Below are 26,174 nucleotides of genomic sequence, written 5' to 3'. Positions count from 1 at the left end.
TAGATCATGTTATTCTTCAGGAACAAGTACAAGTTCCTGAAGAATAGATATAATAGGTGCTGATTTAAATTTCCGGATTTTCTTTGCGTTGGGAAGTGATTTCATCAAATATCTGGAAAAGCTCTTCTTTTGTTTCTGCTCGTAACATCGCAATACGTGTGTTGCGGAAGTTAGGGATTCCTTTGAATAACGGGCTTGCGGCCAGATGACGGCGTACATGCAAAATACCTCTACGCTCATCGAGCAGATTAACGCTGTCTACCACTTCCTGACGAAGTACTTCCATACACCATTCAAAACTAAGTGGAGGTAATTCTTCACCTGTCTCTAAATAGTGTTTTACTTCCTTGAATATCCATGGACGACCGAAGCTGGCGCGACCGATCATTACAGCATCTACTCCATAACGGTCAAAACACTCTTTACAGCGTTGAGGACTGGTCACGTCTCCATTGCCGATAATGGGAATATGCATTCTCGGATTATTCTTCACTTCGCCTATCAGTGTCCAATCCGCCTCTCCGGTATACATTTGTGCGCGGGTACGGCCATGTATGGTCAATGCGGCAATGCCACAATCTTGCAACTGTTCCGCTAATTCTACAATTACTTTATTGTTTGCATCCCATCCCAAACGAGTCTTCACTGTTACGGGTATTTTCACCGCATCTACGACAGCACGGGTGATCTCCAGCATCTTGGGGATATTTTGTAGCATACCTGCTCCAGCGCCTTTTCCTGCTACTCTTTTCACCGGACATCCGAAGTTTATATCCAGAATGTCAGGTTGTGCCTGCTCTACAATCTTGGCAGCTTCCACCATCGTCTCTGTATCTTTCCCGTATATCTGGATGGCGACAGGACGTTCTGCGTCACTGATACTTAGTTTCTGTGCAGTCTTGCTGACAGCACGTATCAGTGCGTCACTCGATACAAACTCGGTGTACACCATATCTGCTCCGAATTTCTTGCATATCAGGCGGAAAGCCGGATCGGTTACGTCCTCCATTGGAGCAAGTAAGATGGGATATTTACCCAGATCTATTTGGCCTATCTTCATATATGAGTCTGCTATTTACTGTTTATGATTGAAGTAACTTCTTGTTTTCGCTGCAAAAATACGGAAAAAAGCCTACCTTTGTACGCATTCATTTGCTTAACTGATACAAATAAGTAATATATTCTATGAGTCTTAGTTTGAAAGATTTTGAAGTAATGGCTCCTGTGGGTTCGCGCGAATCTCTTGCTGCGGCCATTCAGGCAGGTGCCGATTCTATCTATTTCGGTATAGAAAACCTGAATATGCGTGCCCGTTCGGCTAATACATTCACGATTGATGATTTGCGGGAAATAGCCCGTACGTGTGATGAACACGGGATGAAGAGTTATCTGACGGTCAACACGATTATCTATGATAAAGATATCCCTCTGATGCATACCATTGTCGATGCGGCCAAGGAAGCAGGAATTTCTGCGGTAATTGCAGCTGATGTGGCAGTGATGAATTATGCCCGTCAGATAGGGCAGGAGGTGCATCTTTCCACCCAGTTGAATATCTCCAATGCGGAGGCTTTGAAATTCTACGCGCAATTTGCAGATGTGGTAGTATTGGCCCGTGAGTTGAATCTGGAACAGGTGGCCGAGATTTATCGTCAGATACAGGAAGAACATATTTGTGGTCCGAGCGGCGAACAACTTCGTATCGAAATGTTCTGCCACGGCGCGCTTTGTATGGCAGTATCGGGTAAATGCTATCTCTCTTTACATGAGATGAATCATTCGGCCAATCGCGGTGCTTGTATGCAGGTATGTCGTCGTTCTTACACGGTTCGTGATAAGGAAACGGATGTGGAACTGGATATTGATAACGAATATATCATGTCTCCCAAAGACTTGAAGACCATCCATTTTATGAATAAAATGTTGGATGCCGGTGTACGTGTATTCAAGATTGAAGGCCGTGCCCGTGGTCCTGAATATGTACGTACGGTGGTTGAATGTTACAAAGAAGCTATCAAGGCTTATTTGGATGGAACATTCACCGATGAAAAGATTGCGGCTTGGGATGAACGCCTGAAAACCGTATTCAACCGTGGCTTCTGGGATGGATATTACTTGGGACAGCGTTTGGGCGAATGGACCAGGAATTATGGTTCGGCAGCTACGGAACGTAAGATTTATGTAGGTAAAGGTATCAAATACTTCTCCAATATCGGAGTTTCCGAATTCTTGGTAGAAGCTGCTGAAGTAAGTGTAGGCGATAAGCTTCTCATTACAGGGCCGACTACCGGTGCCCTATTTATGACTTTGGAAGAAGCCCGTGTTGACTTGGAATCTGTGCAAACAGTGAAAAAGGGACAGCATTTCTCCATGAAATCGGATAAGATACGTCCTAGTGACAAGCTGTATAAACTGGTATCGACCGAAGAATTGAAGAAGTTCAAAGGACTCGATATTGAGCAAAAAAGAGGCTAACTGTTATTTCTCAACTTTTAATTCTCAATTCTCAATTCTCAATTTAAATGAACTATATCTATGAATTGGAAATGAAGGTTCGCGATTACGAATGTGACCTTCAAGGTATTGTCAATAATGCCAATTATCAGCACTATCTGGAACATACCCGTCACGAGTTTCTGACTTCGGTGGGTGTCAGTTTTGCTGCACTTCATGAGCAGGGAGTCGATCCGGTAGTGGCACGCATTAGTATGGCATTCAAGACTCCATTGAAAAGCGGAGATGAGTTTGTCTCGAAACTATATATGAAAAAGGAAGGTATCAAATATGTGTTTTATCAGGATATCTTCCGTAAGAATGATAATAAAGTAGTAGTGAAATCCACTGTTGAGACGGTATGTGTGGTAAACGGACGTTTAAGTGACAGCGAATTGTTCGATAATGTCTTTGCGCCCTACCTGAAATGAACAGCTCCGAAGAAGAACAAATTTATAGTATTGCTCTGACAATGGTGCCCGGTATCGGGCACATAGGAGCAAAACATTTGATAGATGGAATGGGTAATGCCGTTGATGTCTTCCGTCTGCGCAAAGAAATACCGGAACGTATTCCAGAAGTAAGTCAACGGGTGATAGAGGCATTGGATTGTCCGCAAGCTGTGCTCCGCGCCGAACAAGAATATGAATTTATCCGGAAGAATCGGATCTCCTGTCTGTCCTTTCATGATGAGGCTTATCCTTCCCGTTTGCGGGAATGTGAAGATGCTCCTGTCGTTCTTTTCTTTAAAGGAAATGCTGATCTAAATTCCCTTCATATCCTGAATATGGTAGGAACCCGTAATGCTACTGATTATGGGACACAAATCTGCGCCTCTTTTCTGCGGGATCTGAAGGCGCTTTGTCCTGATGTGCTTGTAGTTAGCGGCCTTGCTTATGGAATCGATATTCATGCGCATCGTGAAGCTTTGGCTAATGAATTACCTACAGTAGGTGTTTTAGCTCATGGGCTGGATCGTATTTATCCTCATGTCCATCGGAAAACAGCTGTTGACATGCTTGAAAAAGGGGGATTACTGACCGAATTTCTGTCCGGAACGAATCCCGATCGCCATAATTTTATCAGTCGAAACCGTATTGTTGCCGGTATGTGTGATGCTACCATCGTCATTGAGTCGGCAGAAAAGGGAGGTTCATTGATTACGGCCGAACTTGCTGAAGGTTATCATCGCGATTGTTTCGCTTTCCCCGGTCGCATGAGTGATGAATATTCAAAAGGATGCAATCGGTTGATTAGGGATAATAAAGCATCCCTGTTATTATCTGCCGAAGATTTTGTGCAGGCTATGGGCTGGAATATACCGATGACTCTTTCGGAAAAGGTAAGTGTGCAACGTAGTCTTTTTATCGAATTGTCTGAAGAAGAGCAGAAGATAGTTGCTATTTTGGAGAAACTGGGAAATCTGCAAATCAATTCTCTTGTGGTAGAAGCAGATATTCCCGTAAATAAGATGACTGCCCTACTGTTTGAACTGGAAATGAAAGGGGTGATTCGTGTATTGGCAGGAGGAATGTACCAATTATTGAATTAACTCACATGAACTAATCTCACATATAGACATAAAAAAAGGAGCAACGCCTTGCTCCAACCTTTGTTAACCTTAAATCTAATACTATGAAAAAAATCACATGACAAATGTAAGCGTTCAACTGATTCTTTCCAAATAATTCTGTTGTATTTGTTTCTCTTTTAAATTCTTTCACTGATTTTCACTGTTATCGGACACGACGTACTTCTAGTGGATAAAATATGGCACATTTATGGTAAATAATGGAGAGAAATGCAAGCCTTCTTGAATATGTTTTCATAGTCATTCGAAGGGCTCGTGAAATGAGACTTAAAATAAGTGCTTTGTTGGTTTAAAAGGAACACCCCGTTGGTTTAAAACCAAGGCATCGTTCCTTTAAAACCAACGAGGTGTTCCTTTTAAAGGAAAATGTGAACCTGTATATCGCTGTGTATTTGCGCTTTACAATTTACGATTTTAGGTTCTCACTAATACCATTATTTACTAGAGTAATAACAATAAAAAATGATGAAATCTTTATTTTAATGATTCAGTCAATATTGCATCTTATATTAATTATTGTAATAGTAATTTTGAGTATAATAAAGCCCTTGACAAGTGGATTATGCCTGATGGTTATCTTGGTTTGTTTATACCTACTGATGATTTTGAGAAGCGATTTGCTTTTGTACAAACTTTGGTATAAATAAACTTTCTGGTATAGCTTCAGAAGCCGTTAAACGTCAATGAATGAAGGTGATGAAGTATTTGGCAATCTTAAAGGAATGATATATGTACGAACATAAAACAATTTGATTTGTTATTTATAGTGAATGGATCTATATAGAGGTGGTTTTCTTGCATTATGATATTAAACATCTCTTTATATCTATTTTTTAAGGTGATTGTTTGACTATATGTCAGTTTAAACCTTTATATTTGTATATGTGAAGTTAACCGAAGAAAAAATCACTTATTATTGGCTATGATGAAAAAGGAAATTAAATTCAGTCTTGTTTATCGGGACATGTGGCAATCTTCCGGTAAATATCAACCTCGGGTTGATCAGCTTGTCCGTATCGCTCCTTTGATTATTGAGATGGGCTGTTTTGCCAGAGTTGAAACGAATGGCGGTGCTTTTGAGCAAGTGAATCTGTTGTACGGCGAAAATCCTAATAAGGCTGTCCGTGCTTTTACCGCACCTTTTAAAGAAGCGGGTATTCAAACGCATATGCTCGATCGCGGATTGAATGCGTTGCGCATGTATCCGGTTCCGGCAGACGTACGTAAATTGATGTATAAAGTCAAGCATGCGCAAGGAGTGGACATCACACGCATCTTTTGTGGACTGAACGAAACGAGGAATATCATTCCTTCTATTAAATATGCTTTGGAAGCAGGTATGATTCCGCAGGCAACTCTTTGTATCACCTATTCTCCCGTACACACTGTTGAGTATTATGCCCGAATTGCCGATCAACTGATTGAGGCCGGTGCACCTGAAATATGCTTGAAGGATATGGCGGGTATCGGTCGTCCAGGTATGTTAGGAGAATTGGTCAGGACTATCAAGGAGAAACATCCGGATATATTGATTCAATATCATGGTCATAGCGGACCAGGATTGTCTATGGCTTCTATTCTTGAGGTTTGCGAAAATGGTGCGGACATCATTGATGTAGCTATGGAACCGATGTCTTGGGGCAAAGTGCATCCGGACGTAATCTCTGTGCAGGCTATGTTGAAAGATTTAGGTTTCCAGGTTCCCGACATAAATATGAAAGCATATATGAAAGCTCGTGCCATGACGCAAGAATTCATTGATGATTTTCTGGGTTATTTTATGGATCCTACCAATAAATACATGTCTTCACTTCTACTGAAGTGTGGTTTGCCGGGTGGTATGATGGGTTCCATGATGGCAGACTTGAAAGGAGTACATTCCGGTATCAATATGATATTAAGGAGTAAGAATGAGCTGGAACTTAGTCTGGATGATTTGCTTGTGATGCTTTTTGATGAAGTGGAATATGTATGGCCTAAGCTGGGTTATCCTCCTTTGGTGACTCCTTTCAGCCAGTATGTGAAGAATGTTGCATTAATGAATCTTATGCAGCAGGTAAAAGGAGAAGATCGCTGGACAATGATAGATAACCACACTTGGGATATGATTTTGGGTAAAAGTGGACGTCTTCCGGGTAAGCTCGCTCCGGAGATTATAGAGTTGGCGAAATCTAAAGGATATGAATTTGTCGATACCGACCCGCAGTTGAATTATCCGGATGCTTTGGATGAATATCGAAAGGAAATGGATGAAAATGGCTGGGAATATGGAGAGGATGACGAGGAGCTTTTCGAACTGGCCATGCACGATCGTCAGTACCGTGATTATAAGTCCGGGGTTGCCAAAAAGCGTTTTGAGGAAGAGTTACAACATGCTAAAGATGCGGCAATGGCAAAGAACGGATATTCGGAAGAGGAAATTAAGAAATTGAAGCGCGCCAAGGCAGACCCGGTCATTGCTCCTGATAACGGGCAGGTACTTTGGGAAGTTTCCGTAGAGGGACCATCCATTGCTCCATTCATCGGACGTAAATATCAGCATGACGAAGTTTTTTGTTATCTTTCTACCCCGTGGGGAGAATATGAAAAGATTCTGACCGGATTTACCGGAAGGGTTGTGGAGATATGTGCACAGCAAGGTGCCAATGTACATAAAGGAGATGTAATAGGTTATATTTTACGGAGTGATATTTTTGCGTAGACTCTTATAAGAGTTAGGGTATAGGTAACTCAATAAAGAATTTTAGGGACTGTCTAACAAGTCTTTTTTTAACGATTTCACCCTTGTCAGAGTTTGAACTCTAACAGGGGTGATTTCTAATTTTAGGGATTTGTTAGACAGCCCCTTTCTTTTGCATATAAATTCTGTAAAGACGATCATGGAAATTCTTATTTGTTGTAACTGAATGGATATTTATCGGTAGTAGAATGGAATGTTTAATATGGAATGAGCGTATTTTGTAAAAAATGCGATGATCAGAGCAAAAAAAACGGACTTATTTTGTTCTTTCTATAATTAAGTACAATTGCTTGAATTTCACGATTGGACGGCCAAGGTAGCTGGAGGTGCTGTAACCGTTCGCTTTTGCCCAATCTACGACTTTGTTACGCTGCTTTTCCGGATAGTAGATTGTAAGTAGTTTTTTCTCTATTTGCTCTCGCCATGATTCTGGTAAACTTATGTTGTTAAGGTGGCTAATTGAGGCAATGCCAAGAGCGAGAGCAACGACACTATGGGTGAAGTCTCCACTTTCGGGTGTGGGCTCTATCTGTAAATTTTGTTTCACTCCATCCACGAGGCTCTTGATAGCAAGAATATCTTGGGTGAGGTTGAGTTCTGAGATGAAATCAACCTCTACTTTTGCTAATTGATGAAATAGATCTCCTTTCTCTGCGCCAAGTAGTTTTAAACCCCAATCAATTTGGAAACACAGAGATTCTACAGCTCTCTTTATACTGAGAGCATCTTTTTTCTTTGGATTTTTTTTGTATGCCATGACGAATAGAATGTTAAAATGAGTGTGCAAAAATAATGGTGAAGTATGCAGAAACATTGCACACATAAAAAAAATTGCTATAAATTAATATATTTAGGTGGTATGCAGTATTTTTGCATACAAAAAAGTTAACTTTGTACTAAATAAGATTATGAATTCTACCCTATAAAACATGCTATCAAGATATCTAAAGTAGGAAAAACAATTAGATGAGATATACAAAAAGGGTTTAAGCAATTGAATAATAGAAAATAGTAATAATATTTTGAAAATCACGGAAGTTTAGAAAATGATAAGTAAAACCTTCAACCGCTATATCTGGTTGCTCAACACGCTGCTTCAGCATCGCAGATTAACTTTTGAGGAGATAAGCTGTCGATGGAAAGATAGTTGTCTCGGTGATGGTAGACCGCTTGCATTACGTACATTCCACATGCATAGAGAAGCTATTGCAGAACTTTTTGGTGTAGAGGTCGAATGTGATACATCCAGCTATGAGTATTATATTTCTTCTTCTAGTCAACTGAAAAATGACAAGACTCGTCAGTGGTTGCTTAACTCCTTCACTGTGTCTAACATGATAGAAGCAGGGCGCAACATGAAAGATCGAATTTTGTTTGAGGAAATTCCTGAAGGAACTGAATATCTCCAAACAGTCATAGATGCAATGCAACGAAAAAAGGAATTGAAGATTGATTATAAACCTTTCAATGGTCATCAGTCAATATTTCACTTGCAGCCATACGCTATGAAGGTTTACCATCAGCGTTGGTATGTAGTCGGCTATCTCAAAGAGCAGGAGGGAATAAGGAATATTGCCCTTGATCGTATTTTGGAAATGGAATTGACAGATGACTCATTTATACTTCCCAATGATTTTGATGCAGAAGAATATTATGCTCATACAGTTGGCATATTTGTCAATGGCAAATTGAAGCCACAGAAAGTAGTTGTTCGGGTATTCGGTGTTCATGTAGAGTATATGCGTTCTCTGCCACTGCATTTCTCTCAACAAGAGATAAAAACAGAACACAAAGAGTACAGCGACTTTGAATACCAACTTTGCTTAACTCCAGAGCTAACAAGTCAGCTACTTGCTATGGGTGAAAAGATCGAAGTTATGGAACCAATAGGGCTGCGTGAAGAAATTAGAAAACGACTTTTTGCTGCCATAAATAGATATAAATAGGAAAATAATGGCGTGCAGAGTCTTAGCAGAGATCAATAATACATAGTTATAAACTCTAAATGAAGAAATTGAAAATGGTTAATAATTACACAATAAAAACAACCTATTACGATAGGAAAATGGATGAAAAGTTGCTAACCCAAATAAACGAGCGGTTTCCTTGGATCATCAGTTATGTTAAATCACATAATTGTTTAGATTTCCAGACTGGAAATGATCCTAAAACTAATCGTTCTTGGTTTTCTATATATAGAGGTACTGGACGTATACTAACCTTTCGTAGTCATTCGGGTAAAGTTAATGAAATATGTGATGTAGCCGAGGCTTACAAAGAATTAATGCAACCAGATTTTTTTAGAAATCCAACACCGGATCAGTTTGACACATATTTAGCGAAAATCGCTTCCACGGAAAAGTTCAAAAGATACTATGAAGATACAAAAGAAGTTCGCAATGAAGGATATTATCAGACATTAATAGGACGTCGTTATACGTTCGAAGTTAAAGATTCTGATGATTTTATTCTTTTTGACAAGGAACTAGTTATCGGTTTTAAAACAAAAGACATAAAAGATGAATGGAATAAGGAAATCGTAGACCAACAAACATTGAAAATTGAACAATTAAGAAAGACGTACAATGGAACACTCCCTGAAGAAATAAAACCTGAGTATGGTGAATTTGACTTCCTTGGTCTAAATACTAATGGAGATATATTGATAATGGAACTTAAACAAAATGATCCTACTAAGACTGCATTGTCGCCCATTCAAACTTCATATTACTATCTACAGTTTCAAAAATTAGCTAGAGAAGATGATAAGTTGTACCAACGAATAAAAGCAATGATCGAGCAAAAAATAGATTATGGACTTATCGGTTCCAGTTACAAAAATAAAATACCATTAAAGCTTTCCGGAAGAATAATACCGTGTGTAATTGTGGGAGAAGACAGTAATTTGTCTAAAACAATCTGCGAAAGATATAGATTTATTCGTGATTTATTTTTGCCGGAAATGAAAGCATACACATACATACGCGAGGAGGGTACTCTCGTTACATCAGAAAAATTAGAAACAGAATGAATCTTATTATTCATCGTGGGGCTGACCAGATAGGTGGTTGTATTACAGAAATATCGACTGAGAATTGTAAAATTCTTATAGACTTCGGTAGCAATCTTCCTGGTTGCAAAAAAGAAGAACTGACAGAAGAACAAGTAAAATCAATCATAGGAAATGCTGATGCCGTATTCTATACACATTATCATAGTGATCATGTTGGTTTGCACCATCTGATACCAACAAATGTCCTTCAATATATAGGAGTAGGAGCAAAAGAAGTTATGCTCTGCAAATATGACGCTTTGAGGGTTCACGGAGATTACTCCAAACAGATTGAAGCAATAGAGCGTATGGAAACCTATTGTGCGGCAAAACGTATTGATGTCAGTAAGAAAGGGAAGATTTTCGTTACTCCGTATTTTGTTAGTCATTCTGCTTTTGATGCATATATGTTCTTAATAGAATGTGAGGGAAAGAAGATATTGCACACAGGAGATTTTCGCAGACATGGCTATATTGGCAAAGGTCTTTTTCCTACTTTGAAGAAGAATGTGGGAGAAGTTGACATACTTATAACAGAAGGAACAATGTTAGGAAGAAGTCAAGAATGTGTGATTTCAGAGAGCGAAATACAGAAGAATATTATAAAGGCATTGCGTGAACACAAGTATGTCTTTGCCTTGTGTTCGTCAACTGACCTTGACCGGCTTGCAACATTCCATGCGGCGTGTAAAAAGACTGGACGTATATTCTTAGTTGATGAGTATCAAAATAGGGTTCTTAATGTATTCACGAAATATGCAGGATGCAAATCTGATTTATTCCAGTTTAATGCTTTCAAGCTAATCAATTATAGAACTGTCAATGTTAGAAACAAGCTACAGAAGGAAGGGTTTTTAATGCCAATTCGAATGAGCAGTGGCTATTTGCTTAAGGGAATGCTCGATATATATAATGATGAAAAACCGTGGTTGATATATTCTATGTGGGGTGGCTATACAAAAGAGGGTAAAGACTACACAAATAGCGATGTTATAAATATCCGTAATCTGTTTGGCGATAGAATATTAGATGGAACAATGGATGGTGTTCACACAAGTGGACACGCTGATGTTGAAACATTAAAAGAAGTCTGTCAAACTGTTCATCCTCGTATTGGAGTCATACCTATACATAAAGATGAGAACTCACGATATGATAGCATTAGTGGAATTTCTTCATACTTTATATTCGACGAAGGTGATGTTGACATACATGACATTCATATTTCTATAAAATGAAAATACTTCAAATTTCTGATACACATAATCAGCATCGGCAGTTGACCGATCTTCCAGCTGCTGATGTCATTGTACACTGTGGCGATTTTACGGACAATGGTACAGAGGAAGAAGTGCTTAACTTTCTCAACTGGTTCATCGAATTACCCTATTCTCACAAAATCTTCATAACTGGTAATCATGACCTTTGCCTTTGGGAGGCTGAAGGCATTGAAGATTTGCCTAACAATGTATACTTCCTTCAAGATTGTGAATGTGAGATTGATGGTATTAAGTTCTTTGGTTTGGCATATAACCATCCTGAGACTTTGATACCAAATGATGTTGATGTGCTCATTACTCATGAACCTCCTATCATGATACTTGATGAATCAGCAGGAATTCACTGGGGAAATGCATTACTTCGAAACAAGGTTTATGAGGTAAAGCCACATTATCATTTGTTCGGTCACGCTCACGAAGGATATGGTACATTCAAGGATGAGCACATCATTTTCTCAAATGGGGCAATACTTGATGACCACTACAACTCTTGCCATAAACCTAAACTGATTATCTATAAATAGGCCAAATTATAGTTCTCCTGATGGTTATAAACAACAAAAAGTGTATATGCTAAGGTTAACTGGAAAGATGAAGTCGGATTATATTTTGATCGTATTGGCATTGACATATATTCTATTTGTATTTTATTGATAGTTAACTATATCTATTCCTGTTCTGGTATCATTCCTAAAATGATATGCCTTTCCTCTCCTGATTCTGGAAGACGGAAGGATAGGCGATACATCGTCTTAGGGATTTCTCTAGGCGTATAATCACTATAAGAGCACTTTATTTTCTAAAAGCTCTATACGTTTATATAACATGTCAAGGAGCCGACTGTTTGCTTTTATTAGCTCACGAAGATCATCTGCCGCTTCGATATGCACGCTACTACAGTCTTTAGCGACTCCAATATTAGTTCCGATAGTACCGGAATTATTGACATACACATTCCCGTCTATTTTATTAAATAGTTCTAATGCAGACATATTCAGTACTTCTGCTATTTTATTTAGCCTGGTTAACGTGAGGTCAGTTTCACCATATTCAATCTTACAATAGGCACTTGTTGATAAGTTCAACTTTTCTCCCATTTGTTCTTGTGTAAGATTCTTTTCCATACGAAGCATTTGCAGCCGATGTCCTACTATCTTCTTTAAATCTGTTTCCATGTATCTTGTTATTGGGAAGCAATTTATTATTGGACAAATGTAACAATTTTAGTGGATATAACAAATGCTATTTTATACTTATTCGAGAGAACTGTGGAAAATGCGATGGCGCAAATAGCTTGGAGATGGGAAAACGACCTCGTTTTATTGAACATACCACTCTTTTCCCTTTTCTCATTGATATTTGGAGATAACTATTCGTTTAACGGATGGTTGTAGTAAATATTGTGTATACAATGCACCTTAATGTGTGCTTAACTTTGCAGTCAGAGAAAACACAATCATTCATAACAGTAAATCATTATTGAAAAAAGAACATTCTATATTGTATTAAAAGAGCGAAATATTGCACTAAAAAACAAACATAGCATTAATAATAAATAATAAACAGACATGAAGAAGATTTTACTATTGTTCTCTATTTGCCTAATTCCAATGTTAGGCTATGCACAAACCGATGAAAACGGTAAAGAAAGAGTCTATATTGATTATTTCTCGCGTCCCGGTACTATCAGTAATATTTTGGCGGAAGCATTGCGTAATAAAGTAATAGAAGGTATCCAGAAGATGGATCGTGTAGAACTTATTGATGTTGATTCTAATGAAGCATTGAAGACTGAAGCGAAAAGACGCCAAGAGGCTTCTGCTATGGGAGATGCCGTTTGCAGAAGCGAGGTCATGACAACGTTAGGCGCCCAATATCTTATTCAGGGAAATATTACCAGTATGCAGGGAGTTAAAAAAACAGATAGTAAAGGGAAGACCTATTATCAGGGGAGTGTTTCTTACACGTTGAAAATAGTAGACCCTTCTAACGGTACACTCAAAGGAACCCAGACATTCACTCACGAGGGGCTGACCGGGAATATTGGCGATACTCCTGATGAAGCTATCATTAAGACTTTGGATTATGTAGTAATAAGCATGGACGATTTTGTTGACGAGTATTTCAAAATGAAAGGAACGATTGTACAGATTGAGAGTACCAAAAAAGATAAAGCACAAACTGTATATATCGATCTTGGAACCAAGAGAGGGGTACAAAAAGGCCAGAAATTTATCGTTTACATAGAGATGGATATTGCCGGAGAACTGTCATTGAAAGAAGTCGGACGCTTGAATGTGAAAGAAGTATTGAGCGGAACGCGTTCTTTATGTACCGTGAGCAAAGGCGGTGAGGAGATAATGAAAGCATCGAAAGAAGAAAAGAAATTGATTATTCTTTCTCGAAAAAATACCTTTTTAGGCGGACTTGGACTATGATGAAGTTACGAATACTGCTTTTGAACCTGCTAGTTGTATACACTATTCATTTCATGGCACAGGAGTCATATTCCAATGACGTAACTTGTGTGAAGGCAGATGATAACATAGCCGTTATCACCGCTTCCGGAACAGCCGAAAAAAAGAAGGATGTATATAATATGGCATTGAAGTCGATCTTTAATGCTATATTCCTCAACGGCATTGACGGAGTGGAAAACGGACAGCCGCTCGTCGGGAAAGAAGATTCTTACTATATGAATCAGTTTTTCAGTTCACGTTATATGCTCTTTGTGAAGAACTATGAAACGGTAGGAGACCCGGTACAGCAATCTTCCAATCTATACAAAGGTACAGTAACGGCTCAAATCTTATTAGGTGCGCTTAAAAAAGACTTGATACGGAATAAATTGATGACGAGACCCCAGGAAGAAATGTCGATGGAGGAAACTCGGCAACAAATGGCTTTGCCGACAATCATGGTAGTCCCCTATAAAAGCAATGACCGAAGCTCATACGCCGATATTCTGAAAAATGATTTTGATCTTCGTATAGCCGTAAGTACGGTAAAGGAGGGATTTGTTAAGCTTGGCGTGAAGACGGTGGCTGCCGAGGGAAAACAGTCAGGAACTTTGCGCGCTTCCGAATGGGAAAGTAAGAATGCTGATTCCAATGATAAGCAGTTGTTGATGAATTCGGGAGCGGACGTCTATGTGATTGTTGATTTACAAAAAGACATATCTGCAGCTTCGGGAAGTAGAGTCTCATTGATTATGACTGCTCGTGAAACGGCTACCGGAGTAGATTTGGCTAGCCGGAAAAGCTGGACGAACCGCTTTAGGACGACGGACGTGGATAAGTTATGCGCATACGCGGCACAAGATGTTCTGGATGGTTTTCTGAAAGATATCTCGAAAGAGTTTGCCCGGAAAGTTCAACAGGGGAATACGGTTGTTCTTCGGGTTAGTCTCGCAGATAATGCTATCAATACGATGAATAGCCGGATAAACGGTAGTACTACTCTTTCGGCGCATATACGCAATTGGGTACGAAAAAATGCCCAGGGAGGACGCTACCATATTCAAGGTGTTGTGGACGATAGTCTGATATTTGATTCGATACAGATTCCTGCAAAGGACAGCGACGGCTTGCCGATGGATTGCATCACGTTTGCGGATAATCTGGTTAATTATCTGAATGATTCCGGAATAGATAGTGAACATAGAGTGGATGGAAGTACCATCTATTTGACTATTCAATAAATCAAGGACGTATGAAACATTGGCTTTTATTTATTCTTGTGATTTCATGGTTTTGCTTTCCGCTTTCCGGTCAACAAACGAACCGTCCTGACTGGGTGAAACAGCATCCTGTTAGTGGTTTAAGTTACATCGGAATAGGAATGGCTGAAATATCGGAAGGAGATTATCAGCAAAAGGCAAAGCAAAACGCTTTGTCTGATCTTGTATCTGAAATTCAAGTGGTGATTGCCGCCAATTCTTTGTTGAATACGTTGGAGGACGATGGTAATGTGAAACAAACCTTCGCAGAAAGTATTCGTACAGAAGCCCGGGCGGAAATAGAGAACTTTCGTCTGGTGGATTCCTGGCGAAGTGACAATGAGTATTGGGTTTATTATGAACTGAATAAGGATGATTATGCGGCTTTGGTGGCAGCACGTCGTCAGAAGGCAATCCGTAACGGCTTCGATTTCTGGTATAAGGGACACATTACCTTACAACAGGGAGATTTAATGACTGCCATTGAATTATTCTCGAATGGAATGGAGGCTATACGCCCGGTACTTAATCAGGAATTGTTCTGCTCTTACGAAGGAAAGACAATTAATCTGGCGACTGAACTATATGCGGCTTTGGCTGGAGTATTTGATGGAATAACGATTGTTCTGAATCCGGTAACCGTTTCAGTCACGCCGTTTCAAGGTATAAGGGAGCCTATTGCTATAGGTGTTTACCGTAATGGAAATCCGTTAAGGAATATCCGGTTGAAAGCCGAGTTTGTTTCCGGGGCGGGAGATTTGTCTTCCATGTCTCCCACCAACGAATCGGGAGTTGCCGCTCTTTATGTGCGCAATATTACTTCTAAACAGGCACAGCAGGAAATTGGAATTTCATTAATTGATGATGTGTTCAGCTTGTTCCGGAAGGGAAGTTATGCAGCTTTATTCAAGCAAATGCTTTCTTCTCTTCCCGGAGCAACGTTGACTATCAACACGGTGCAGACACAGACTTCAGCTTATGTTAGAAGTGCGCAGAGCGATATAGAGGCGGTGGAACGAACTGTGAAGAGTTTGCTGAACAATCATTTCTTTAACGTAGTTGCATCTCCTTCTGAAGCCGACATTATCGTTACATTGGATAATAAGTGTCGTAAAGGCAATACCGTTCCGGGTGAACTGTACAACTTCATCGAATTCTTTTCTACGTTGGGGATTAAAATAGAAAATAACCGGACGGGGCAAATCCTATTGAATTATTCTATTAATGATGAACGGACATTAGTACCTGAAAATAAGTCCGCTTCTCAAGGCAAGAATATGGCGGCGCGTGAATTGATAAAACGGTTGAACCGGGAGTTTGCACGTGAATTGAAGAAAATAACATTCGACAGAACCGGAAAGATTCCGGAAAGACAGAAGATGTTGCCGGATGTTCCTGTTCCGATAGTCGGTGCTTCCGTACCGGAAAAAGAAGCTGATCCGGTTATATCTGTCCCTGTTGTGGTGCCGGAAGTTATTCCTGCTCCTTTGGTTCCGGTTAAGTCCGCCAAACCAGAGAATCAAAAGGCAATTCGGGTTGAATGGTTGGATGGTGTCTTTGTTGAATTTGACAAACTTGCAACTTTAGGAGACAAATCGAGGATACATCTTAAGATTGTGAATACAAATGCTGACGATTGCGAAGTGGACTTATATAGTGGAAATCTGACGGTTATAAACGAAAAAGGTGAAGAATCTCCGATTGTCAGTGTCAAACTGGGTTCTAAGTTCAATGACCGCAGAGTCACTGCGCTCATTGTGCCTGATCTGCCTACGGAGATGGTTATTGAGGTAAGTAAGTTGCAATCTGTGGCACTGCTGCAATTGAAGGATTTCAAAAATAATATAGTGAAGTTGAGAGGCTTGAAATGAATCATATATTAACATTAAAAAAGACTTGAAATGAAAAGAATTAATTTATTGGGAACAGCATTGCTAACCATTGCTGTTATGACAAGTTGCGGTAGTTCAAAACCTGTAACACAAACAGTGCAGCAACCGGCAGTGCAACAGGACGTAGAAATTAATGTTCCTTGTTCGGGACCGGAATTTCAAACGAACAAAGAGTATTTTAGAGCTAGTTCGATGGGACTTTCTACGGATATGTCTATTGCAAAGAAAAAAGCGATGACGGAGGCCCGGGCTGAAATTGCTACTGCTATCAATGCAAAAGTGAAATCGGTAACCGATAGTTATGTTTCCTCTTATCAGCAAGGTGAAAATGATGAAAGCAAAAGTCGTTATCAATCATTGACCCGTACGGTAGTGGAACAGGAATTGAGCGGTACGCGTGTAATTTGTGAAAAAACCATGAAGACTCCTGATGGTAAATACAAAGTATATGTCTCTCTTGAACTGGCAGGAGAGGAAATCATGAATGCTATGGCAAATCGTATTAAGAATGATGACAAATTGCGCATTGACTTTGAATATGAAAAGTTCAAAAAGGTATTTGAAGAAGAAATGAGTAAAAACGCCCAATAAGCAGCTTGTTTAAAACATTGCGGATAGTAATGATCTCTTTAATAACTACCCAACTATTTGAAGATTGAATGATGAAACTTAATTTGTCGGATATAAGATATAATTGGGTAGTTATTTTTATTATCCAGTTGCTTTTGTCTCCCGGTATTGATGTGTTTTCACAGGCAATGCCTGTTGATACAGTTTATAACCAATCTTATGACTGGAGACCGGGACAGCGGGAGACTTTGCCGGAATGGGTGTTTGCTTCTCAACGGAAAGGCCGGGTAGTTGGTATATCTGATCCTTGTATGAAATCCGAAGCTGCAAGGATGCTTGCTTTGCAAAGAGCGGCTTATCTGTATTCATTGCAGCAAGGGGTACAATTGAGACTTCTCTCGGACGTTTTTTCCACCATGGAGACTGCCAGTAATACATACGAAGACCAAAGAAACAAAATGCTTGTACTGGGAGTGATCGAACATCCCGTTCAACATGTTTCCTACCGGATTGAGCATGAATATACTTCTATATTTGGAGAGAAATTTCTGGAGGTATCTTTTACTCCATCGAATGATAGTTGCGATTTTTCTTATCATTCCATTAGTGAGTTGATGCTTTTGTTTACGAAAGAAAGGGTTGAGGAAGAAGAGGTGAAATTCAATTTATTGTTGGAATCGGATAGTTGTAGGGAGCAATCAGACCAGTCATGGTTTCAGCTTAAGGGAACACAGTCATCTCCTCAAATAATTTCATATATGAACGGAGTTGAAATTTGTTCTTCACAGGAAGGCTGTTGGTATGAAGATGCCGGTTTTGGAGGTCAGGACGGATTGGAGAAGATGGATATGAGGAATGCCTTTTGGAATGCCTATATGTCTTCTTTAGTGAAGGCGCTGTTGTTATATCCGTTTTCTGATGTAAATGTCAAGCAGGTGGACGATCGTTTCAATGGCGGCACTGATTTCGGTTGTGGTTTGTATCGGGAGAAGGTTGTCGCTGTCTTGTCCATTTTCCCCTTTATCAAAGATATACGGAATAATAAGCTGTGTGTGGATTGGCAGATAACAGAACAACAAAATATAATAAGGAAATGAGGAAAAATAGGATACGAATACTATCTATGGTAGTTTTTTCATTGTGTTTGCCGTTTAGTCTTTTTGCGCAAATAGATAAAGACATGAAGGAGTTTGACGATTTTGTGAAGCAGCAGCAAAAAGAGTTTGATGATTTTGTGAGCGAACAGAATAAGGAATTTGCCGAATTTCTGAAAGAAATCTGGAAAGAGTATGACTTGCAGAAGCCGGTGGTACGTCCTCAAAGACCAGAGCCTGTAAAACCGGTCAGCTTTGACCATAAGAAGCCGGCAACAAAACCGCAAGAGGTTAAAGTAGGGGAGGTGACCCGACTCCCCATTCCGACAGTGACTCCAAGTGCGACATTTTCTCCTTCAAAAGGGAAAACACCGGTTCCGGTTATACCGGGAGGTAAAGATGTGGCTGTAGAACCGGAAAAGGATTCTGCGGTGCTCCCTGAAATAAAACCGGAAGTGAAGCCTGAAGAAACCGTTCCGGCCAAACGCTCACTTTCCGGTGTAGAGTTTTCGTTCTACAGTAAAGATTGTGTTGTCAATGCTTCATTGAAGAACCGGCTCACTTTAAAAGGGATTGCAGAGAAAGATATTTCTGCCGGATGGGAGACGTTATCGCGTAGCAACTATCAGCCTTTGATAGACGACTGTTTGGCTTTTAAAAAGGATAATGCCCTGAATGACTATGGTTATCTGCTGTTGACGAGGAAAGTGGCTACTGAACTATGTGGAAGTACTCATTCCGATGAAATAGCTCTTATGCAAATGTTTCTCCTTTCTCAATCGGGATATAGGGTTAAGGTGGCGCGTATGGATAACCGCCTTACTTTATTCTATGCTTCGGGTAACATGATTTATGCTACCTGTTTTATTACTTTGAATGGAGTAAACTATTACAGGTTTGATACTACCCCGAATAAAACTAATTCTATTTACACTTACAACCGTGATTTCGCCAATGCGAAGAACCCGGTAAATATGAATATCACTACTCCCCAACCCTTTTCAGGAACTTACGTGGAGAAAACGTTGCAAGCGAAAGCTTATCCATCCGTCAAAGTCTGCTCGAAAGTAAATTCGGGACTTATTTCTTTCTATAAGGATTATCCGCAATGTGACTTTTCTGTCTATGTGGGAGCTCCTGTCAGTCAGGAAGTACAACAGACGGTGCTTCCATCATTGCAAGCTGCCATACAAGGGAAAAAACAATCGGAAGCCGCTAATATACTGATTAATTTCGTGCAGACAGCTTTTGATTATAAGACAGATGGTGACCAGTTTGGTTATGAAAAGCCTTTCTTTGTGGATGAGCTGTTCTACTATCCTTATTCCGATTGCGAAGACCGTGCTGTGTTATACTCTTATTTGGTACGTACTCTTATGGGGCTTGATGTTGTATTGTTGGAATATCCCAATCACATGGCAACAGCGGTCTGTTTTGATGAAAACATTGACGGAGATTATATAACTGTAAGCGGAAAGAAGTACATTATTTGTGATCCTACTTATATCGGAGCTTCTATCGGGCTTGCCATGTCGCAATTTAAGAACGTGGCAGCCAAGGTGTTGAAATATTAATTTTATTATATTATGAAGAATATTAAAAAGTATTTGTGTGCCATTGTAATGATGGTTATTTCGATGACTGCATTTGCGCAGGAAGATGTTTTTAACGGTGACTGGCTAGGAGCAAATAAAGAAGGCGATTTAAAGGTTGCGTTCACATTGAATTGTGATGGTAATTGGCAATTGAATCCTTATAATGAGAATGCCAGATGCAATGGATTTATGGAAGTGAATATGCTGGAACCCGGTGGAAGGGAATCTTTGATGGCAACTTATGAGTTTTACGTCGAGAGTATGAACGGGAATGAACTGACTCTTTCTTTTGTAGGCGGACGTCCGGAGGTTGATGCCGGGATTTCCGGTCAATGCAAAGTCGTTTATAAGGATGATAAGTTGTCGTTTACCGGACTTGATAAAGGCGGAAAAGATGCTGCCTTTAATGGATTGACACTTGTAAAAAGCGGTAGTGGAGCTGATGCAATAGCTGATGCTGCGGCGGATGACGGAGTTCCTTTGGGAGTAAAGATATTGGCTGTTCTCCAACTGATTTTGTATATTGCCGTTGTTTTATTTATTGTGGGGCATATGTTTTTTGTATGGTATAAGGGCGCACGTTATAAAGAGGTTTTTACGGTAGAAGGAATGTTGAATAAACGCCTTGCAGCCGGAATGCCGGAGAAAATGACGGATGAAGAGATAACGGAGGCGTGGAAACTGATGGATGAGGCATTCGCTACTTGGACGGTGATTGAAAAAACAGATGATGATGAATTCAGAAAGCCGACAAAGATGAAGCAAATTAAGAAATCTGTTCTTTTGATTGATCAGGTTATCGGTATGTGTCCTACTGACGCTGATGTCATAGAACGCTTAAACTCATTGACTGATGTGATTAATAGTGGTGAAGAACGTCATTTTGATGGTTCCAGGAAATTAATCTGGTTAGGTGTCATTGTGGGTATCTTGATGTATTGGATGATGGGAGTCGGTATGATGTTTTCTACTTTAATAGCTACCGGTTTGTATGTGGTAGCGAGCAGGACGCCTCAATTCTTAATTGATAAGCGGGCACTTCGTGGCGGTGGAAACATTCATAATGGTATTTTTGCCGGAGTGTTCGGGTTATTGGCAGGAGCGCAGACAGTGCGGACAATATACAAGTTTAATGATGGTCATAAAGAATATTCTGATGATCATTCACAACATTGGATTGCTTTGGCAATCGGACTTGTCGTTTTGTTTGTATTGGCAATGATGATGGCGTTCTGGGCACTTCTGAACTATTTACGTAATTATGTTCTGTACTTTTGATGGATAAAACTAACATGATTGTTAATAATGGATTCGGCAGCATAATTAGGCTATTTATGTTTTGAAGTAGAATTTAGAGTAGTAGGTGTACAGGGGATCGATGAAAATTTGATGACCTGTGCATCTTTTTTTAATTAGTGATACCACAAAATATGATTAAGAATTTGCTAATTCCAATATTAATTTTAATATTTGCATTATAACAATAGTGTCAGTTGAAAACAAAAGATGAAATAATCGCTATTCTCCGGAATTTTAAGGAAGAATTTGGGGAGAGATATGGAATTGAAAAGTTAGGACTTTTTGGTTCTGTGGCTCGTGGTGAGCAGAAAGAGGATAGTGATATTGATATTTGTGTAAAGCTTCAAGATCCGGATTATTTTACTCGAATGGAAATAAAAGAGTCATTAGAAGAGCGTTTTAATGCAAAAGTGGATGTCGTGTCTTTAACCGCAATTATGCGTAGTTTATTTCGCAATCATATAGAGAAAGATGCAATCTATATCTAATGCTGACATATTGGATATGCTTCTTTTTGTAGAAGAGCGTATTAATACAACTATAGAAAGATGTGGTAGTGTCATTTCTGTAAATGATTTCTTAGCTTCTCCTGATAAGATGGATATTTTTGATGCAACTTGTATGCGTTTGCAAACCATAGGTGAGACTGTTAAGAATATAGATAATCTGACTAATCATGAATTATTGATAAATTATGCCGGTACTCCATGGAGGAGCATCATTGGACTGCGCAATATTATTTCTCATGAATATTTATCTATTGACCCCGAAGAAATTTTTAAAATAGTAAAAGTGCATCTGCCTGGATTGCTTCTTGCAATTCAGCAGATCAGGAATGATATTGCTGCTAGTATATGAGACCTTTGTAGCTTTCCTATTTTTTTATTATGCAAACGGTAGTCTTTAGGTGCCACTCCTATCCGCTTTGTAAACTTCTTATAGAAATGTGATCTATTCATAAACCCACTTTGATACATGATTTCTTCAATGGTGAGTGAAGTGGTCACAAGAAGTCTTGATGCAAAATTGATCCGTTGTTCTTTAATGAAGTTTTTGGGTGGGGATAAAATATCTCGTAGAAAATTCTTGGCGACTCCCGATCATAGCTATTTCCCGATTTGTATGGAGGCGATGAAGCTTGGCATCCATGTGTATGTGGAAAAGCCGCTTGTCAGAACTTCCTATGAATGTGAACTGCTGATGCAGGCGGAACAGAAGTACGGTGTTATCACGCAGATGAGTTACCAAGGACATTCTTTCTGTTTATTATTGACCTTAAACTCTCAAAACTTGCAAAATCGTTTCAATCGTTTCACAGAATCTTTCATGTCTTGATTTTTGTTTTAAAAGTATGATTCGGTTTGTTTTCTAACTTCTATATTTGTCAGCAGAAACGAACGACAATGAAACATGGTATCTATATATTGGCTATTCTTATGGTTTTATTAGGCCTTCCAGAAAGTGGGTATGCTTCGATTCCATTTTTCGCTGTTGCGAATGATACAATCCGGCGGGTAATGATATATTTTGATGCGAATGATGCGGGAGTGAATTCATGTTATAAAAGTAATAATCAGGCAATTGCAACTTTGGATTCTTTGCTTTCCGGGAATTTGGGTACGAAATATGTAACTGCGCTTAATGTGAAAACTTTTGTTTCTCCTGATGGCAATGAGTCTTATAATAGAGGTTTGGCTGCCCGAAGAAATGATTCGATAAAGGAATTCTTACAACGGTATAATTCGGATGTTAGTGTTGATAAGATTCATTTTTTTTTCAGAGGGAGAGGATTGGTCGGAGTTTCGTAAGTTGGTGGCATCCGACTCCAACTTGCCGGATCGGGAAGAAGTGCTGATGTTGATTGATTATCATAAGAATGATATCGACAAACGGAAGCAACTGTTGCGAAAATTGAATCGGGGAATTGCTTACCGATACATTGTTCACAATATCTTTCCAGAGCTGCGGCGATCGGTCATTACGATTGTTGGAGAAACTTCGAAATTAGGTAAAGAGGCTTTTGAACCGGTATCTTCTGTCTCCGGGTTGTTTGTTTCAAAGCAGGAAGAGGCGCTTCCGAAAGATCAACCTGATAAGCCTGTGGGAGAAAGTGAAAAAAAACAGGCCTGTGAGGTCGATATATCGGAGGCAGAAGGGCCGGTGAAAAGCCAAACTGTACTTGCAGTGAAGAATAATCTGTTATATGATTTGGCATTGGCGCCAAATATAGAAGTGGAAATTCCGATAGGCAAGAGGTGGTCTTTGAATACTGAATATAAATGTCCGTGGTGGCTGAATAGCAAACATGATTTCTGCTATCAGCTTCTTTCGGGAGGGATGGAAGGACGTTGTTGGCTGGGAAACCGTCAGAAACGTGACCGATTGACCGGACATTTTATCGGACTTTATGCTGAAGGTGGGATATATGACTTCCAGCTGCGTGGAGACGGCTATCAAGGTAAGTATTACGGAGCTGCGGGAGTGACTTATGGATATGCACGGCAGTTGGCACGGCATTTTTCTCTTGAATTCAGTCTAGGCATAGGGTATTTGACAACAGAATATAAAAAATATACTCCTTATGAGGGAGATATTATATGGACAAATAGTGGACGTTATAACTTTATTGGCCCTACCAAGGCGAAAGTTTCTTTGGTATGGTTGATAACAACAAAGAAATAGGAGGGCGTAATGCGAAATACAAGATATGGGTTTCTTGTGCTTTTGTCCTCGCTGCTGATGCTAACTGGATGTAGCCGTCGCGATATATTGGATGATTATCCCGTAAGTGGGGTAGATATAAAGCTGGATTGGGATGGAGTGACAGATCAACTGCCGGAGGGAGTTCGGGTGATTTTTTATCCGAAGAACGGAGATGGCAGGAAAGTAGATAAATACCTTTCGGTACGAGGTGGAGAAATGAAAGTTCCTCCGGGACGGTATTCGGTAGTAACTATGGGTTATAACTTTAACTCGGATCGTATACGAATTAGAGGAGAAGAGTCCTATGAATCTATAGAAGCTTATACAGAATATTGTAATGATTTGGGGATTGCAGGAATGGAAAAGATGGTTTGGTCACCCGATTCGTTGTATGTATTGAATATAGATGAGCTGAAAATAGAGAAGAGTGAAGAAGTGCTTCATTTAGACTGGAAGATGGAATCTGTGGTGAAGAAATATTCTTTTGCAGTAGAGGCTAAAGGTTTGGAGTATGTTGCAACAGTGGTAGGGAGCATTGATGGATTATCCGATTGTTACTGTATAGGCAAAGGTCGTGGAGTGTGTAGCTCACAACCTATCTACTTTGAGGTAAAGAAGGGAGACAATAAGGTAACGGCATCTTTCACCGCTTTCAAACAAGTAAAGGAAATGACAATGCCGACGCGAATGTCAATATCAGAGAGGGAAACTTCTAGTGAGAAAGATGCTATAATATTAATATTGAAATTTATCAAAACAGATAATACAGTTCAGGAAGCAACAATTGATGTTACTGAAATAATAGGTACACTTGAAAATGCTGGAACAGGGGAAGATGGAAAACCAACTCCACCACCGGAAATTGAGTTACCGCCTGATGATAAGATTGAAGTTGATAAGCCGGAAACACCACCGAATCCTGATGGAGGTGGAGGAATGGGTGGCAATGTTGATGGATGGGGACCCGAAGATAATGTTGAGTTACCCGTGAAATGAAATAGATGCTATAAACAAAATATAACAATATTATAAACTTAAAAAAATACAGTTATGAAGAAGATTTTATTGGCAGTAACAGCTGCTTTGGCAATTACGGGTTGCTCACAGAATGAAGAGTTTGAAGCCCCTTCACAGAAGGCCGAAATTAATTTTAATACGGTGGTAACTAGAGCTACTGAACTGGATACAGACGGTTTAAAGATTTCTGGCTTTCAGGTTTATGCGTATAATACGAAGGCAGAGGAGATGAGTGCTGCGGTGACTCTTTCGACACCATGGATAAATGGTTCTGCTACTTATTCGGATTCTAAATGGACGGTATCTGGAGGTCCATATTATTGGCCTCTTGCAGAAAATCTGCAATTCTTTGCATACTCTCCAAAAGACGGAGTTACATATACAGCTCCGAATGGTACTACTGATAAAGGATATCCTAAGTTTACTTATACAGTGGGAAATACAGCTGCCCTTCAAAAGGACTTAGTGATTGCATCTGTGGCAAATGCTCAAAAGAAGACAAATGAAGCAGCAACAGATGTTTCTTTAACTTTTAAACATGCATTGACTCAAGTAAATATCGAGGTGACAAAAGAGGCTGGTTATACCTATACTATATCTAAAGTGGAATTGACTGGAATTAAGGGAAGTGGAACATTTACATATGCAGGTGTTAACGCAGGGACTTGGACTGCAGGTACAGAGACAAGTGTCTCTTATGCATATGAACTTGGGGCTTTTTCAGATGATAAGACAGCTGTAAAAGCAGGTAATGCGTTGATGTTAATACCGCAAGCTCTTACTGATGCAAAAATATCTATAGAATATACCGTAGAGAAAGATGGAAGTAAGATTGCTGAAAATAGTAAGGAAGTATCTTTGACAAGTACTGCTGCATGGGCGTTTGGAAAGAAAATACTATATAAACTAACATTGCCTATTGGTGCTCAAGAAGTTGGTATCACTGCAACTGTTACTGGTTGGGATGCTGAAGATCCTGTAACTCCAACTGTTGACTAACACAAGATTAAATCTATGGAACCGATGTAATTTGTATGTTACATCGGTTCTTCTTGTGTTTTGGAATTATGATAGAAAATATAGCCTAGTTTCTCCAGAAAAAGACTGAGAATTTTAATTCTATATGTTAC

Annotated in this window: 24 protein-coding genes and 1 pseudogene; 21 read left to right on the top strand and 4 right to left on the bottom strand. The window is 39.5% G+C overall.

Annotated features, from left to right (window positions below):
* Positions 1 to 64: 64 nt before the first annotated feature.
* Positions 65 to 1,060 carry a tRNA dihydrouridine synthase DusB gene (gene dusB, locus BXY_RS10420; RefSeq protein ID WP_015531850.1) on the bottom strand — a complete coding sequence of 332 codons (996 nt, stop codon included), beginning with the start codon at positions 1,058 to 1,060 and terminating at the stop codon, positions 65 to 67.
* Between the two features lie 125 nt (positions 1,061 to 1,185).
* Between dusB and BXY_RS10415 the strand changes: the two genes are divergently transcribed.
* The 4 genes from BXY_RS10415 to BXY_RS10400 all read left to right on the top strand — a co-directional run bounded on the left by BXY_RS10415 (position 1,186) and on the right by BXY_RS10400 (position 6,785).
* Positions 1,186 to 2,475 (top strand): peptidase U32 family protein, encoded by a 1,290-nt coding sequence (locus BXY_RS10415; RefSeq protein WP_008643938.1) that lies wholly within the window; start codon positions 1,186 to 1,188, stop codon positions 2,473 to 2,475.
* 47 nt (positions 2,476 to 2,522) lie between these two features.
* Entirely contained in the window at positions 2,523 to 2,924 is a 402-nt protein-coding gene (locus tag BXY_RS10410; protein ID WP_007757582.1) for an acyl-CoA thioesterase, read from the top strand.
* Positions 2,921 to 4,045 carry a DNA-processing protein DprA gene (gene dprA, locus BXY_RS10405; RefSeq protein ID WP_015531849.1) on the top strand — a complete coding sequence of 375 codons (1,125 nt, stop codon included), beginning with the start codon at positions 2,921 to 2,923 and terminating at the stop codon, positions 4,043 to 4,045. Before BXY_RS10410 ends, dprA begins: the two co-directional genes overlap by 4 nt.
* A gap of 964 nt (positions 4,046 to 5,009) precedes the next feature.
* Positions 5,010 to 6,785 carry an oxaloacetate decarboxylase gene (locus BXY_RS10400; protein ID WP_203462987.1) on the top strand — a complete coding sequence of 592 codons (1,776 nt, stop codon included), beginning with the start codon at positions 5,010 to 5,012 and terminating at the stop codon, positions 6,783 to 6,785.
* 295 nt (positions 6,786 to 7,080) lie between these two features.
* On the opposite strand, the gene BXY_RS10395 is transcribed toward BXY_RS10400, so the two are convergent.
* Entirely contained in the window at positions 7,081 to 7,581 is a 501-nt protein-coding gene (locus BXY_RS10395; RefSeq protein WP_008997593.1) for a hypothetical protein, read from the bottom strand.
* Positions 7,582 to 7,870: 289 nt separating this feature from the next.
* Here BXY_RS10395 and BXY_RS10390 point away from each other — a divergent pair, with 289 nt between their 5' ends.
* Genes BXY_RS10390 through BXY_RS10375 form a run of 4 tightly spaced genes read left to right on the top strand, consistent with a single transcriptional unit; the run spans position 7,871 to position 11,680 of the window.
* A complete protein-coding gene (locus BXY_RS10390) occupies positions 7,871 to 8,770 on the top strand; it encodes a helix-turn-helix transcriptional regulator (protein ID WP_008770528.1) in 900 nt (299 codons plus the stop codon).
* A 59-nt stretch (positions 8,771 to 8,829) separates the two neighbouring features.
* Positions 8,830 to 9,855 (top strand): hypothetical protein, encoded by a 1,026-nt coding sequence (locus BXY_RS10385; protein ID WP_008016076.1) that lies wholly within the window; start codon positions 8,830 to 8,832, stop codon positions 9,853 to 9,855.
* Positions 9,852 to 11,114, top strand: a complete 1,263-nt coding sequence (locus BXY_RS10380; protein ID WP_004317047.1) for an MBL fold metallo-hydrolase — start codon at positions 9,852 to 9,854, stop codon at positions 11,112 to 11,114. Before BXY_RS10385 ends, BXY_RS10380 begins: the two co-directional genes overlap by 4 nt.
* Complete coding sequence (locus BXY_RS10375) at positions 11,111 to 11,680, top strand: metallophosphatase domain-containing protein (protein ID WP_004317049.1); 570 nt, start codon at positions 11,111 to 11,113, stop codon at positions 11,678 to 11,680. Before BXY_RS10380 ends, BXY_RS10375 begins: the two co-directional genes overlap by 4 nt.
* A gap of 255 nt (positions 11,681 to 11,935) precedes the next feature.
* On the opposite strand, the gene BXY_RS10370 is transcribed toward BXY_RS10375, so the two are convergent.
* Complete coding sequence (locus BXY_RS10370) at positions 11,936 to 12,331, bottom strand: helix-turn-helix domain-containing protein (protein ID WP_004298505.1); 396 nt, start codon at positions 12,329 to 12,331, stop codon at positions 11,936 to 11,938.
* A 393-nt stretch (positions 12,332 to 12,724) separates the two neighbouring features.
* Here BXY_RS10370 and BXY_RS10365 point away from each other — a divergent pair, with 393 nt between their 5' ends.
* The 9 genes from BXY_RS10365 to BXY_RS10325 all read left to right on the top strand — a co-directional run bounded on the left by BXY_RS10365 (position 12,725) and on the right by BXY_RS10325 (position 22,182).
* On the top strand, positions 12,725 to 13,594 hold the full coding sequence (locus tag BXY_RS10365) for a hypothetical protein (protein ID WP_004298503.1): 870 nt from the start codon (positions 12,725 to 12,727) through the stop codon (positions 13,592 to 13,594).
* Positions 13,591 to 14,856 (top strand): DUF6175 family protein, encoded by a 1,266-nt coding sequence (locus tag BXY_RS10360; RefSeq protein ID WP_015531847.1) that lies wholly within the window; start codon positions 13,591 to 13,593, stop codon positions 14,854 to 14,856. The genes BXY_RS10365 and BXY_RS10360 overlap by 4 nt, the downstream gene beginning before the upstream one ends.
* An 11-nt stretch (positions 14,857 to 14,867) precedes the next feature.
* Entirely contained in the window at positions 14,868 to 16,745 is a 1,878-nt protein-coding gene (locus tag BXY_RS10355) for an LPP20 family lipoprotein (protein WP_015531846.1), read from the top strand.
* Positions 16,746 to 16,775: 30 nt separating this feature from the next.
* On the top strand, positions 16,776 to 17,357 hold the full coding sequence (locus BXY_RS10350; protein WP_004317057.1) for an LPP20 family lipoprotein: 582 nt from the start codon (positions 16,776 to 16,778) through the stop codon (positions 17,355 to 17,357).
* Between the two features lie 68 nt (positions 17,358 to 17,425).
* Positions 17,426 to 18,433 (top strand): hypothetical protein, encoded by a 1,008-nt coding sequence (locus BXY_RS10345; RefSeq protein WP_015531845.1) that lies wholly within the window; start codon positions 17,426 to 17,428, stop codon positions 18,431 to 18,433.
* Entirely contained in the window at positions 18,430 to 20,004 is a 1,575-nt protein-coding gene (locus tag BXY_RS10340; RefSeq protein ID WP_208946800.1) for a hypothetical protein, read from the top strand. The genes BXY_RS10345 and BXY_RS10340 overlap by 4 nt, the downstream gene beginning before the upstream one ends.
* A 12-nt stretch (positions 20,005 to 20,016) precedes the next feature.
* Positions 20,017 to 21,303: a hypothetical protein gene (locus BXY_RS10335; RefSeq protein ID WP_004317061.1), complete on the top strand. Its 1,287-nt coding sequence runs from the start codon at positions 20,017 to 20,019 to the stop codon at positions 21,301 to 21,303.
* Between the two features lie 215 nt (positions 21,304 to 21,518).
* On the top strand, positions 21,519 to 21,812 hold the full coding sequence (locus tag BXY_RS10330; protein WP_004298496.1) for a nucleotidyltransferase family protein: 294 nt from the start codon (positions 21,519 to 21,521) through the stop codon (positions 21,810 to 21,812).
* Positions 21,796 to 22,182, top strand: a complete 387-nt coding sequence (locus BXY_RS10325) for a HepT-like ribonuclease domain-containing protein (protein ID WP_004317062.1) — start codon at positions 21,796 to 21,798, stop codon at positions 22,180 to 22,182. Before BXY_RS10330 ends, BXY_RS10325 begins: the two co-directional genes overlap by 17 nt.
* Here the strand turns inward: BXY_RS10325 and BXY_RS10320 are convergent.
* Positions 22,146 to 22,355, bottom strand: coding sequence for a helix-turn-helix domain-containing protein (locus BXY_RS10320; RefSeq protein ID WP_232286457.1), 210 nt, complete (start codon positions 22,353 to 22,355; stop codon positions 22,146 to 22,148). The two genes, BXY_RS10325 and BXY_RS10320, sit on opposite strands and share 37 nt — an antisense overlap.
* On the opposite strand from BXY_RS10320, the gene BXY_RS10315 reads away from it, so the two are divergent.
* The 4 genes and pseudogenes from BXY_RS10315 to BXY_RS10300 all read left to right on the top strand — a co-directional run bounded on the left by BXY_RS10315 (position 22,300) and on the right by BXY_RS10300 (position 26,043).
* Positions 22,300 to 22,659 carry a Gfo/Idh/MocA family oxidoreductase gene (locus BXY_RS10315; RefSeq protein ID WP_004312271.1) on the top strand — a complete coding sequence of 120 codons (360 nt, stop codon included), beginning with the start codon at positions 22,300 to 22,302 and terminating at the stop codon, positions 22,657 to 22,659. The genes BXY_RS10320 and BXY_RS10315 overlap by 56 nt on opposite strands.
* 68 nt (positions 22,660 to 22,727) lie before the next feature.
* Positions 22,728 to 24,006 (top strand): annotated as a pseudogene (locus BXY_RS10310) (DUF3575 domain-containing protein).
* A 9-nt stretch (positions 24,007 to 24,015) separates the two neighbouring features.
* Positions 24,016 to 25,023, top strand: coding sequence for a DUF5119 domain-containing protein (locus BXY_RS10305; protein ID WP_229128420.1), 1,008 nt, complete (start codon positions 24,016 to 24,018; stop codon positions 25,021 to 25,023).
* A gap of 54 nt (positions 25,024 to 25,077) precedes the next feature.
* On the top strand, positions 25,078 to 26,043 hold the full coding sequence (locus tag BXY_RS10300; RefSeq protein WP_015531841.1) for a fimbrillin family protein: 966 nt from the start codon (positions 25,078 to 25,080) through the stop codon (positions 26,041 to 26,043).
* Positions 26,044 to 26,174: the final 131 nt, after the last annotated feature.

It is taken from the genome of Bacteroides xylanisolvens XB1A, from assembly GCF_000210075.1.
GTDB classification, from domain to species: Bacteria; Bacteroidota; Bacteroidia; order Bacteroidales; family Bacteroidaceae; genus Bacteroides; species Bacteroides xylanisolvens.
This window is presented reverse-complemented; position numbering and strand designations above follow the sequence as displayed.

What these genes read in the sequence shown, in the direction of transcription:
- dusB (WP_015531850.1), bottom strand. Translation starts at nt 1,060, where the DNA reads ATGAAGATAGGCCAAATAGATCTGGGTAAATATCCCATCTTACTTGCT.
- BXY_RS10415 (WP_008643938.1), top strand. Translation starts at nt 1,186, where the DNA reads ATGAGTCTTAGTTTGAAAGATTTTGAAGTAATGGCTCCTGTGGGTTCG.
- BXY_RS10410 (WP_007757582.1), top strand. Translation starts at nt 2,523, where the DNA reads ATGAACTATATCTATGAATTGGAAATGAAGGTTCGCGATTACGAATGT.
- dprA (WP_015531849.1), top strand. Translation starts at nt 2,921, where the DNA reads ATGAACAGCTCCGAAGAAGAACAAATTTATAGTATTGCTCTGACAATG.
- BXY_RS10400 (WP_203462987.1), top strand. Translation starts at nt 5,010, where the DNA reads ATGAAAAAGGAAATTAAATTCAGTCTTGTTTATCGGGACATGTGGCAA.
- BXY_RS10395 (WP_008997593.1), bottom strand. Translation starts at nt 7,581, where the DNA reads ATGGCATACAAAAAAAATCCAAAGAAAAAAGATGCTCTCAGTATAAAG.
- BXY_RS10390 (WP_008770528.1), top strand. Translation starts at nt 7,871, where the DNA reads ATGATAAGTAAAACCTTCAACCGCTATATCTGGTTGCTCAACACGCTG.
- BXY_RS10385 (WP_008016076.1), top strand. Translation starts at nt 8,830, where the DNA reads ATGAAGAAATTGAAAATGGTTAATAATTACACAATAAAAACAACCTAT.
- BXY_RS10380 (WP_004317047.1), top strand. Translation starts at nt 9,852, where the DNA reads ATGAATCTTATTATTCATCGTGGGGCTGACCAGATAGGTGGTTGTATT.
- BXY_RS10375 (WP_004317049.1), top strand. Translation starts at nt 11,111, where the DNA reads ATGAAAATACTTCAAATTTCTGATACACATAATCAGCATCGGCAGTTG.
- BXY_RS10370 (WP_004298505.1), bottom strand. Translation starts at nt 12,331, where the DNA reads ATGGAAACAGATTTAAAGAAGATAGTAGGACATCGGCTGCAAATGCTT.
- BXY_RS10365 (WP_004298503.1), top strand. Translation starts at nt 12,725, where the DNA reads ATGAAGAAGATTTTACTATTGTTCTCTATTTGCCTAATTCCAATGTTA.
- BXY_RS10360 (WP_015531847.1), top strand. Translation starts at nt 13,591, where the DNA reads ATGATGAAGTTACGAATACTGCTTTTGAACCTGCTAGTTGTATACACT.
- BXY_RS10355 (WP_015531846.1), top strand. Translation starts at nt 14,868, where the DNA reads ATGAAACATTGGCTTTTATTTATTCTTGTGATTTCATGGTTTTGCTTT.
- BXY_RS10350 (WP_004317057.1), top strand. Translation starts at nt 16,776, where the DNA reads ATGAAAAGAATTAATTTATTGGGAACAGCATTGCTAACCATTGCTGTT.
- BXY_RS10345 (WP_015531845.1), top strand. Translation starts at nt 17,426, where the DNA reads ATGATGAAACTTAATTTGTCGGATATAAGATATAATTGGGTAGTTATT.
- BXY_RS10340 (WP_208946800.1), top strand. Translation starts at nt 18,430, where the DNA reads ATGAGGAAAAATAGGATACGAATACTATCTATGGTAGTTTTTTCATTG.
- BXY_RS10335 (WP_004317061.1), top strand. Translation starts at nt 20,017, where the DNA reads ATGAAGAATATTAAAAAGTATTTGTGTGCCATTGTAATGATGGTTATT.
- BXY_RS10325 (WP_004317062.1), top strand. Translation starts at nt 21,796, where the DNA reads ATGCAATCTATATCTAATGCTGACATATTGGATATGCTTCTTTTTGTA.
- BXY_RS10315 (WP_004312271.1), top strand. Translation starts at nt 22,300, where the DNA reads ATGATTTCTTCAATGGTGAGTGAAGTGGTCACAAGAAGTCTTGATGCA.
- BXY_RS10305 (WP_229128420.1), top strand. Translation starts at nt 24,016, where the DNA reads ATGCGAAATACAAGATATGGGTTTCTTGTGCTTTTGTCCTCGCTGCTG.
- BXY_RS10300 (WP_015531841.1), top strand. Translation starts at nt 25,078, where the DNA reads ATGAAGAAGATTTTATTGGCAGTAACAGCTGCTTTGGCAATTACGGGT.